The 8,830-nt window shown below is 64.0% G+C and carries 15 protein-coding genes; all 15 read left to right on the top strand.

Annotated elements, in window-relative coordinates; all coding sequences use genetic code 11:
- The first annotated feature begins 123 nt into the window (after positions 1 to 123).
- The 15 genes from rplP (at position 124) to map (ending at position 8,620) form a co-directional block, all read left to right on the top strand.
- Positions 124 to 540, top strand: coding sequence for a 50S ribosomal protein L16 (gene rplP, locus AC5RUJ_RS07060; protein WP_493979215.1), 417 nt, complete (start codon positions 124 to 126; stop codon positions 538 to 540).
- Between the two features lie 2 nt (positions 541 to 542).
- Positions 543 to 890 carry a 50S ribosomal protein L29 gene (gene rpmC, locus AC5RUJ_RS07055; protein WP_494101424.1) on the top strand — a complete coding sequence of 116 codons (348 nt, stop codon included), beginning with the start codon at positions 543 to 545 and terminating at the stop codon, positions 888 to 890.
- Positions 887 to 1,186, top strand: a complete 300-nt coding sequence (rpsQ, locus tag AC5RUJ_RS07050) for a 30S ribosomal protein S17 (RefSeq protein WP_494000476.1) — start codon at positions 887 to 889, stop codon at positions 1,184 to 1,186. The genes rpmC and rpsQ overlap by 4 nt, the downstream gene beginning before the upstream one ends.
- A 380-nt stretch (positions 1,187 to 1,566) precedes the next feature.
- The gene (rplN, locus tag AC5RUJ_RS07045) at positions 1,567 to 1,935 is read left to right on the top strand and encodes a 50S ribosomal protein L14 (RefSeq protein ID WP_127511069.1); all 369 of its coding nucleotides are present in this window, start codon (positions 1,567 to 1,569) and stop codon (positions 1,933 to 1,935) included.
- 3 nt (positions 1,936 to 1,938) lie between these two features.
- Entirely contained in the window at positions 1,939 to 2,304 is a 366-nt protein-coding gene (gene rplX, locus AC5RUJ_RS07040; protein ID WP_493979212.1) for a 50S ribosomal protein L24, read from the top strand.
- Positions 2,304 to 2,873 carry a 50S ribosomal protein L5 gene (gene rplE, locus AC5RUJ_RS07035; RefSeq protein ID WP_493989348.1) on the top strand — a complete coding sequence of 190 codons (570 nt, stop codon included), beginning with the start codon at positions 2,304 to 2,306 and terminating at the stop codon, positions 2,871 to 2,873. The genes rplX and rplE overlap by 1 nt, the downstream gene beginning before the upstream one ends.
- An 82-nt stretch (positions 2,874 to 2,955) precedes the next feature.
- Positions 2,956 to 3,354, top strand: a complete 399-nt coding sequence (rpsH, locus tag AC5RUJ_RS07030) for a 30S ribosomal protein S8 (protein WP_136784914.1) — start codon at positions 2,956 to 2,958, stop codon at positions 3,352 to 3,354.
- A gap of 18 nt (positions 3,355 to 3,372) precedes the next feature.
- The gene (rplF, locus tag AC5RUJ_RS07025) at positions 3,373 to 3,909 is read left to right on the top strand and encodes a 50S ribosomal protein L6 (RefSeq protein ID WP_494000475.1); all 537 of its coding nucleotides are present in this window, start codon (positions 3,373 to 3,375) and stop codon (positions 3,907 to 3,909) included.
- 3 nt (positions 3,910 to 3,912) lie between these two features.
- Entirely contained in the window at positions 3,913 to 4,296 is a 384-nt protein-coding gene (gene rplR / locus AC5RUJ_RS07020) for a 50S ribosomal protein L18 (protein WP_127511074.1), read from the top strand.
- Positions 4,293 to 5,009, top strand: coding sequence for a 30S ribosomal protein S5 (gene rpsE, locus AC5RUJ_RS07015; protein ID WP_493989347.1), 717 nt, complete (start codon positions 4,293 to 4,295; stop codon positions 5,007 to 5,009). Before rplR ends, rpsE begins: the two co-directional genes overlap by 4 nt.
- The gene (rpmD, locus tag AC5RUJ_RS07010) at positions 5,009 to 5,221 is read left to right on the top strand and encodes a 50S ribosomal protein L30 (protein ID WP_127511076.1); all 213 of its coding nucleotides are present in this window, start codon (positions 5,009 to 5,011) and stop codon (positions 5,219 to 5,221) included. The genes rpsE and rpmD overlap by 1 nt, the downstream gene beginning before the upstream one ends.
- 2 nt (positions 5,222 to 5,223) lie before the next feature.
- Positions 5,224 to 5,679, top strand: a complete 456-nt coding sequence (rplO, locus tag AC5RUJ_RS07005; protein ID WP_493979208.1) for a 50S ribosomal protein L15 — start codon at positions 5,224 to 5,226, stop codon at positions 5,677 to 5,679.
- A 196-nt stretch (positions 5,680 to 5,875) separates the two neighbouring features.
- Positions 5,876 to 7,189 carry a preprotein translocase subunit SecY gene (gene secY, locus AC5RUJ_RS07000; protein ID WP_493979207.1) on the top strand — a complete coding sequence of 438 codons (1,314 nt, stop codon included), beginning with the start codon at positions 5,876 to 5,878 and terminating at the stop codon, positions 7,187 to 7,189.
- On the top strand, positions 7,186 to 7,761 hold the full coding sequence (locus tag AC5RUJ_RS06995; protein ID WP_494128402.1) for an adenylate kinase: 576 nt from the start codon (positions 7,186 to 7,188) through the stop codon (positions 7,759 to 7,761). Before secY ends, AC5RUJ_RS06995 begins: the two co-directional genes overlap by 4 nt.
- Positions 7,762 to 7,792: 31 nt before the next feature.
- The gene (gene map / locus AC5RUJ_RS06990) at positions 7,793 to 8,620 is read left to right on the top strand and encodes a type I methionyl aminopeptidase (protein ID WP_494000473.1); all 828 of its coding nucleotides are present in this window, start codon (positions 7,793 to 7,795) and stop codon (positions 8,618 to 8,620) included.
- The last annotated feature ends 210 nt before the right edge of the window (positions 8,621 to 8,830 follow it).

The raw sequence follows: 8,830 nt of genomic DNA, 5'->3' as shown, positions 1-8,830 counted from the left end.
GGTGGCGAGCGCCGTCGTCGTAATGACCGTCCTGCCGCTCCCGCCGCAGGCGAGGGCGCAGCCAAGGCCGAGGCACCTGCCGCTGAGGCAGCAGCGCCGGCGGCAGAAGGAGGAGAAGCTTAAATGCTTATCCCACGTCGAGTTAAGTTCCGTAAGCAGCACCACCCGGGTCGTTCCGGCGCTGCTTCCGGCGGCACCGAGGTCAGCTTCGGCGAGTGGGGTATCCAGGCTCTGACGCCGGCATACGTCACCAACCGCCAGATCGAAGCGGCCCGTATTGCGATGACCCGCCACATCAAGCGTGGCGGCAAGGTTTGGATCAACATTTATCCGGACCGCCCGCTGACCAAGAAGCCGGCCGAAACCCGCATGGGTTCCGGCAAGGGTTCGCCGGAATGGTGGGTCGCCAACGTCAAGCCGGGACGGGTTCTGTTCGAACTGTCCGGTGTCAATGAAGAGGTAGCTCGCGAGGCCCTGCGCCTGGCGATCCACAAGCTGCCGTTGAAGGCACGCATTGTGCGTCGCGAAGGTGGTGAATAGAAATGGCAGTTGGTTCAAAGGAACTGGCAACCGATCAGCTCGAGACTTTCGATAAGGACCGTCTCGCAGAGGAGCTGCGCAAGGCCAAGGAGGAGCTGTTCAACCTCCGTTTCCAGTCCGCCACCGGTCAGCTGGAAAACCACGGCCGCCTGAAGGCCGTCAAGCGGGACATCGCGCGCATCTACACCGTGCTGCGTGAGCGCGAGCTGGGCATTCGTCCCGAGGTCGTTGCTTCTGCGGAGGCTCCGGTTGAGGAGAAGAAGGCCAAGAAGGCTAAGAAGTCTGAAAAGGCCGCCGAAGCCGAAACCGCCGAGACCGAAACCCCCGCTTCGGAGGATGAGGCCAAGTGAGCGAAAACACGAACAAGGATGCAACTGTGGAAGAAGCCACTCCGGCTCGCGGTTACCGTAAGACCGCCCGCGGCTACGTCGTCTCGGACAAGATGGAAAAGACCATCGTGGTCGAGGTTGAGGACCGCGTGAAGCACGCGCTGTACGGCAAGGTGATCCGCCGGACCGAGAAGCGCAAGGCCCACGACGAGCAGAACTCCGCCGGCATCGGCGACCTGGTTCTGATCGCCGAGACCCGGCCGCTGTCCGCCACCAAGCGGTGGCGCCTGGTCGAGATCATCGAAAAGGCCAAGTAGGACCTACGTCCTGCGCGGGGCCCGCCTGCCGAGCGGGCGGGCCCCGCACCCTTAAGTTTCCCTTCCGGCACAAGAGGATCCCGGTCCGCCGGAGCAGCCGGAAGGGTTTGGAAGGGACCGTGGTTTCGGCCGCGGACCCTTTGAAAAGCACAAGCCCCTGGCCGTGATTTCACGTCCGGGGTGTCTTGGTCATAAACTAGTAATCTTGCCTGTGCCGTTTGGAAAGACCATCCATCCTTCCGCATGGACAGAATAGGCAAATTCCCGCAACCGCCTTCGGACCGCACACGCGTGCGGTCAGGGGGAGTTACGGTGCGGGCTACCCATATCCGTTCCGCAAGGCTCAGCAATGAGAACCGGCGCGACGACAGGAGTAATAAGTGATTCAGCAGGAGTCGCGACTGAAGGTCGCCGACAACACGGGTGCCAAGGAAATCTTGACCATCCGCGTTCTCGGTGGATCCGGCCGTCGCTACGCAGGCATTGGCGACACCATTGTTGCCACCGTCAAGGATGCAATTCCCGGCGGCAACGTCAAGAAGGGTGACATCGTCAAGGCTGTCATCGTTCGCACCAAGAAGGAACGCCGCCGTGCGGATGGTTCCTACATCAAGTTCGATGAGAACGCAGCCGTGATCCTCAAGAACGACGGCGACCCCCGCGGTACCCGTATCTTCGGCCCGGTCGGCCGTGAGCTTCGCGACAAGAAGTTCATGAAGATCATCTCGTTGGCTCCGGAGGTGCTGTAGTCCATGGCTAAGTACAAGATCAAGAAGGGTGACCTGGTTCAGGTCATCACCGGTGCCAAGGCTGAGCGCGGCGGCGACCGCGGCAAGCAGGGCAAGGTCCTGAAGGTGTTCACGGAGTCCAACCGGGTGCTGGTCGAAGGCGTTAACCGCGTCACCAAGCACACCAAGGCCGGGCAGTCGGAACGCGGCACGAAGACCGGTGGCATCGAGACCGTTGAGGCCCCGATCCACATCTCGAACGTGGCGATCGTCGATCCCGAGACCAAGAAGCCGACCCGCGTTGGCTACCGCACCGAAACCGTCGAGCGTGATGGACGTGAGCGCACTGTGCGCATCCGCGTGTCCAAGGCCTCCGGGAAGGACCTCTAATGACTGAGACTGTCACCAAGATCGTCCCCCGCCTGAAGACTCGCTACGCCGGCGAGATCAAGCAGGCTCTGCGGGACGAGTTCAAGTACGAGAACGTGAACCAGGTTCCCCGCCTGGTCAAGGTCGTAGTCAACATGGGTGTTGGAGATGCCGCCAAGGACTCCAAGCTCATCGACGGCGCCGTGCGCGACCTGACCCAGATCACCGGTCAGAAGCCGCAGATCACCAAGGCCCGCAAGTCCATCGCCCAGTTCAAGCTGCGCGAAGGCATGCCGATCGGCGCCCACGCGACGCTGCGCGGCGACCGCATGTGGGAATTCGTGGACCGCCTGGTCACCCTGGCCCTGCCCCGTATCCGCGACTTCCGCGGCCTCAACGGCAAGCAGTTCGACGGCAACGGCAACTACACCTTCGGTCTGACCGAACAGTCCATGTTCCACGAGATCGATCAGGACAAGATCGACCGCGTGCGCGGTATGGATATCACCGTAGTAACCACTGCAAAGACCGATGACGAGGGCCGCGCGCTGCTGAAGGCGCTGGGCTTCCCGTTCAAGACCGAAGATTAATTAGCTACGTGAAAGGTCCCGCCCCGGCGCCCAGCGCTGACCGGAGCGAGGAAACCGTTACGAGGAAGGGCAAGAGCCCACAATGACTATGACAGATCCTGTCGCAGACATGCTCACGCGTCTGCGCAACGCCAACTCGGCATACCACGACTCAGTGTCGATGCCGTACAGCAAGCTCAAGGCTCGCGTCGCCGACATCCTGAAGGCCGAAGGCTACATCGCCGGCTGGAAGGAAGAAGAGGCCGAGGTTGGCAAGAAGCTGACCCTGGAACTCAAGTTCGGTCCGAACCGCGAGCGTTCCATCGCCGGCATCCGCCGCATCTCCAAGCCCGGTCTGCGCGTTTACGCGAAGTCCACCAACCTGCCGCACGTACTCGGTGGCCTGGGCATCGCAATCCTGTCCACCTCTTCCGGGCTGATGACTGATCGTCAGGCCGGCAAGAAGGGCGTGGGCGGCGAAGTCCTCGCTTACGTCTGGTAACGGAAAGGAAGAGATTAAATGTCACGTATTGGACGTCTCCCCATCACCGTTCCCGCAGGCGTTGAGGTCAAGATCGACGGCAACGTCGTCTCCGTCAAGGGCGCCAAGGGCGAGCTGAGCCACACTCTGGCTTCGCCCATCACGGCTTCCCTGGACGAGAACACCATCACCGTCTCCCGCCCGAACGACGAGCGCGAATCGCGGTCCTTGCACGGCCTGACCCGCACGCTGATCAACAACATGATCGTCGGCGTCACCGAAGGCTACAAGAAGAACCTCGAGATCGTCGGCACCGGTTACCGTGTGCAGGCCAAGGGCTCGGACCTCGAGTTCGCCCTCGGCTTCAGCCACCCGGTGGTCGTCAACGCACCCGAGGGAATCACCTTCGCCGTGGAGGGCGCCACCAAGCTCTCCGTTTCCGGTATCAACAAGCAGCAGGTCGGCGAAGTTGCTGCCAACATCCGCAAGCTGCGCAAGCCCGACCCCTACAAGGGCAAGGGCGTTCGCTACGCCGGCGAGCAAATCCGCCGCAAGGTCGGAAAGGCTGGTAAGTAAACCATGGCGATCAGCATTAATAAGAAGCGGACCTCGAAGTCCAAGTCCGCAGCACGCGGCCGCCGCCACCTGCGCGTCCGCAAGCGCATCACCGGTACCGCGGTCCGTCCGCGCCTGGTGGTCAACCGCTCCGCACGCCACATCTTTGTCCAGGTTGTCGATGACAGCAAGGGCATCACCGTGGCTTCCGCTTCCACCATGGAAGCCGACCTGCGGGCGCTCGACGGCGACAAGTCCGCCAAGGCAAAGCGCGTCGGTGAGCTCGTTGCCGAGCGTGCCAAGGCTGCCGGTGTTGAGGCCGTGGTCTTTGACCGCGGCGGCAACCGGTACCACGGCCGTATCGCAGCGGTTGCCGACGGCGCACGTGAAGGTGGGCTGGCACTGTGACCGCTGAGAACAACGAAAAGGAAACTCAGGTGACTGAAGCAACTGAGACCGCTGCCGCGGGATCCGCTGAAACCACCGCTGCTTCCGGCCAGGAGGACCGCCGCGGCGGCCGTCGTGGCGAACGCGGTGGCAGCGACCGTGGTGGCAACGACCGTGGCGGCCGCGGCCGTGGCCGCGACAACGCCCGCGACGCCGAGAAGGACAAGTTCCTCGAGCGCGTCGTCACCATCAACCGCGTGTCCAAGGTCGTCAAGGGCGGCCGCCGCTTTAGCTTCACGGCCCTGGTAGTTGTCGGCGACGGCAACGGCATGGTCGGCGTGGGCTACGGCAAGGCCAAGGAAGTTCCGGCAGCGATCGCCAAGGGCGTGGAAGAGGCCAAGAAGTCCTTCTTCCGCGTGCCGATCATCGCCGGCACCGTTCCGCACCAGGTGCAGGGCGAAGCCGCTGCAGGCGTTGTCATGCTGCGTCCGGCTGCTGCCGGTACCGGTGTGATCGCCGGTGGCCCGGTCCGCGCCGTGCTCGAGTGCGCCGGTATCCACGACGTGCTCTCCAAGTCGCTCGGCTCGGCCAACGCGATCAACATTGTGCACGCTACAGTCGATGCGCTGCGTCGCCTGGAGGAGCCCCGCTCCGTGGCTGCCCGCCGTGGCCTGCCCCTGGACGAGGTTGCGCCGGCTATCCTGCTGCGCAACATGCAGAAGGCAGGTGCGTAATGACCACACCCAAGAATCTGACTCCGTCGGATGCGCAGTTGGAAATCACGCAGATCAAGTCCGTCATTGGCGGCAAGCAGAACCAGCGCGACACGCTGCGTTCACTGGGCCTGAAGCGCATCGGACACACCGTTGTCCGCAGCGCCGATGCAGTGACCGTCGGCATGGTCAACACTGTTTCTCACCTGGTGAAGGTTGAGGAGGCGAAGTAAAAATGGCAGAAGAGAACAAAACTCTGAAGGTCCACCACCTGCGTCCTGCCCCCGGTGCCAAGACCGCCAAGACCCGTGTCGGTCGTGGTGAAGGCTCCAAGGGCAAGACCGCCGGTCGCGGTACCAAGGGTACGAAGGCCCGTTACCAGGTCAAGGCTGGCTTTGCCGGCGGCCAGCTGCCGCTGCACATGCGCCTGCCGAAGCTGCGCGGCTTCAAGAACCCGTTCAAGGTGGAATTCCAGGTCGTAAACCTGGACAAGCTCAACGAGCTGTTCCCCGAGGGCGGCGAAGTGACCGTGGACGCCCTGGTGGCCAAGGGTGCGGTTCGCAAGAACCAGCCCGTGAAGGTCCTGGGCACCGGCGACATCACCGTCAAGGTCGATGTGAAGGTTGACGCCTTCTCCGCCAGTGCCGCTGAAAAGATCGCCGCCGCCGGCGGCACCGTGACGGCGCTCTAGCAGCCCGTGACTGGTGGGGTCTTTTAGCAGCCTCTGACTGAACTCGTGGTGGCCGGTTTACGCCGGCCGCCACGAGTTCAGCCGCTTTAAGGCACACCACGTATTCTTAACCCGTTTAATGCGAACGGGCCGAGCCGATAGACTCGGATCTTGTGACTTGCCGCGCAGCGGCATCAGAAACTTCTTGGGAGGACGCTTGCTTAGCGCAATTGGCCGGGCATTCCGGACGCCGGACCTGCGGCGCAAGTTGCTGTTCACGCTCGGCATCATGACGGTCTACCGCATGGGCGTCTTCATCCCCGCCCCCGGCGTGGACTACGGCAACGTGCAGCAGTGTCTGGCGCTGGGCAACACCAGCGGCGGGCTGTACCAGTTCGTCAACCTCTTCAGCGGCGGTGCGCTGCTGCAGGTGTCCATCTTCGCCCTCGGCATCATGCCGTACATCACCGCCAGCATCATCGTGCAGTTGCTGCGCGTCGTCATTCCCCGGTTCCAGGAACTGCATCAGGAAGGCCCGCAGGGCCAGTCCAAGCTCACGCAGTACACCCGTTACCTGACCATCGCGCTGGGCCTGCTCAACGCCACGACGCTGGTGTCGCTGGCGCGGACCGGCGCCCTCCTGGGGGACTGCCCGGTCCCGATCATCCCCGAGGACAACCTGGTCACGATCTCCCTGATCATCCTGACCCTGACCGCAGGCACCGGCCTGATCATGTGGATGGGCGAGCTGATCACCGAGAAGGGCGTCGGCAACGGCATGTCCCTGCTGATCTTCATCTCCATCGCCGCCGGTTTCCCGAGCTCGCTGGGCGAGATCTGGAACACCCAGGGCGTGAACGTGTTCCTGGGCGTGCTGATCGTCGGCCTGCTGACCGTCGCCGCGGTGGTCTTCGTGGAACAGTCGCAGCGCCGCATCCCCGTGCAGTACGCCAAGCGCATGGTGGGACGCCGCACGGTCGGCGGCACCAGCACCTACATCCCGATCAAGGTGAACATGGCCGGTGTCATCCCGGTAATCTTCGCGTCGTCGATGCTGTACCTGCCGTCCCTGATCGCCCAGTTCAACACGCCGGCCGACGGAACCACCGCGCCGCCGGAGTGGGTCAACTGGATCAACACCTACCTGGTCAGCGGGGACTCGCCGTTCTACATGGCGGTCTACTTCGCACTGATCGTCTTCTTCACCTACTTCTACGTGGCGATCACGTTCAACCCCGAGGAAGTGGCGGAGAACATGAAGAAGTACGGCGGCTTCATCCCGGGCATCCGGGCCGGCCGCCCCACGGCGGAGTACCTGCAGTACGTGCTGGCCAGGATCACTCTGCCCGGCGCGCTCTACCTGGGCATCGTCTCGCTCATCCCGCTGATCGCCCTGGTACTGATCAACGCCAACCAGAACTTCCCGTTCGGCGGCGTCTCCATCCTCATCATGGTTGGTGTGGGCCTGGAGACCGTCAAACAAATCAACGCACAACTACAGCAACGTCACTACGAAGGACTTCTGCGATGACACAAATGCTCATTATCGGCCCGCCCGGATCGGGCAAAGGCACCCAGGCCTCCCGCATCTCCGACCGGCTGGGCATCGTCGCGATCTCCACCGGAGACATCTTCCGAGCCAATGTGAAGGAAGAGACGCCGCTCGGCGTCGAGGCCAAGAAGTACATCGACAAGGGCGAGTTCGTGCCGGACAGCGTCACCAACAACATGGTGCGCGACCGGTTGAAGCAGCCCGACGCCGCCGACGGCTTTCTGCTGGACGGCTACCCCCGCACCGGCGGCCAGGTCGACGAGTTGGACAGCATCCTGGCCGATGCCGGCTCGCAGCTGGACATCGTGCTGCAGCTGACCGCCGACGACGAGGAGCTGGTCAAGCGCCTGCTCGGCCGCGCCGCGCAGGAAGGCCGCAGTGACGACAACGAAACCGTGATCCGGCGCCGGCTGGCCCTGTACCACGAGCAGACGGAGGCCGTGGTGAGCCGTTACGCTGACCGCGGGATCGTCGCGACCGTTGACGGCATCGGCGATATCGACGAGGTCACCGAGCGCATCATGTCCGCGCTCAAGTCCGTCACGGCCTGACACCCCGCCAGACAGTTAGAAGAGGCAGCCCATGGCCTTCGGCCAGCCCAGCATCGAATACAAGACCAAGGACCAGATCCGGAAAATGCGGACCGCCGGCCTGGTGGTCAGCCGCGCCCTGGACGCTGCGGTTGCCGCAGCCGTCCCCGGCGCGACGACCGCGGATGTGGACGCGGCCTTCGAAGCGGTGCTGGACGAGGCCGGGGCCAAGAGCAATTTCAAGGGCTACCACGGCTTCCCCGCAACGGTCTGCGTGTCCGTCAACGAGGAAGTGGTTCATGGAATCCCGGGCGGTAAGGTGCTCGGCGACGGGGACATCATCTCGATCGACGGGGGCTGCAGCATTGACGGCTGGCACGGCGACTCCGCCCGCGGCGTGATCGTGGGCACCGCCGATCCGGAAGACCAGCGGCTGTCCGACGTCACGGAGGAGGCCATGTGGCACGGCATTGCCGCCCTCGCCACCGGCCACCGCGTGGGCGACATCGGCAACGCCATCGACGACTACGTCTCCTCCGTGCCGGGCAAACCGTTGGGCATCCTGGAGGACTACGTGGGCCACGGCATCGGCACCGCCATGCATCAGGCCCCGGACGTGCTGAACTACCGGACGAACCACCGCGGCCCGAAGATCCGTCCCGGGCTCTGCCTGGCCATCGAACCCATGCTGGTGCGCGGGGACATCGAGACCAAGGTGCTGGACGACGACTGGACCGTCGTGACCACGGACGGCTCGCGGTCCTGCCAGTGGGAGCACACCGTGGCAGTGCACGACGGCGGCATCTGGGTTTTGACCGCCGAAGACGGGGGAGCGGCCAGGCTGGCTCCGCTGGGGGTTACCCCGGTACCGCTGGACTAAACGCCCGCTGCCACACCCTTGGCCTGACGTCATCGAAAGGCCGGGTCCCGCTGGATCCATCGTCCAGCCGGCCCGGCCTTTAGAGGTTAATCCGCATCCTGCCCACCCGGGGCGGCCTGCCGCGGCTGGGCGAAGGGATGCGCACGGACACCGCACCGCGACCCGGTCCGCCGTGGCGGCCGATTGGCTGCGCACGGACACCGCACCCCG

It is taken from the genome of Arthrobacter sp. Y3223164 (genome assembly GCF_059091005.1).
Note: the sequence above shows the minus strand (reverse complement) of the source record. Positions and strands in the feature narration are given on the sequence as shown.

Excerpts from the sequence above, each read along its gene's own strand:
- AC5RUJ_RS06995 (WP_494128402.1), top strand. The coding sequence starts at position 7,186 with ATGACACAAATGCTCATTATCGGCCCGCCCGGATCGGGCAAAGGCACC.
- rpmD (WP_127511076.1), top strand. The coding sequence starts at position 5,009 with ATGACCACACCCAAGAATCTGACTCCGTCGGATGCGCAGTTGGAAATC.
- rplF (WP_494000475.1), top strand. The coding sequence starts at position 3,373 with ATGTCACGTATTGGACGTCTCCCCATCACCGTTCCCGCAGGCGTTGAG.
- rplX (WP_493979212.1), top strand. The coding sequence starts at position 1,939 with ATGGCTAAGTACAAGATCAAGAAGGGTGACCTGGTTCAGGTCATCACC.
- rpmC (WP_494101424.1), top strand. The coding sequence starts at position 543 with ATGGCAGTTGGTTCAAAGGAACTGGCAACCGATCAGCTCGAGACTTTC.
- rplR (WP_127511074.1), top strand. The coding sequence starts at position 3,913 with ATGGCGATCAGCATTAATAAGAAGCGGACCTCGAAGTCCAAGTCCGCA.
- rplO (WP_493979208.1), top strand. The coding sequence starts at position 5,224 with ATGGCAGAAGAGAACAAAACTCTGAAGGTCCACCACCTGCGTCCTGCC.
- rplP (WP_493979215.1), top strand. The coding sequence starts at position 124 with ATGCTTATCCCACGTCGAGTTAAGTTCCGTAAGCAGCACCACCCGGGT.
- map (WP_494000473.1), top strand. The coding sequence starts at position 7,793 with ATGGCCTTCGGCCAGCCCAGCATCGAATACAAGACCAAGGACCAGATC.
- rpsH (WP_136784914.1), top strand. The coding sequence starts at position 2,956 with ATGACTATGACAGATCCTGTCGCAGACATGCTCACGCGTCTGCGCAAC.
- rplE (WP_493989348.1), top strand. The coding sequence starts at position 2,304 with ATGACTGAGACTGTCACCAAGATCGTCCCCCGCCTGAAGACTCGCTAC.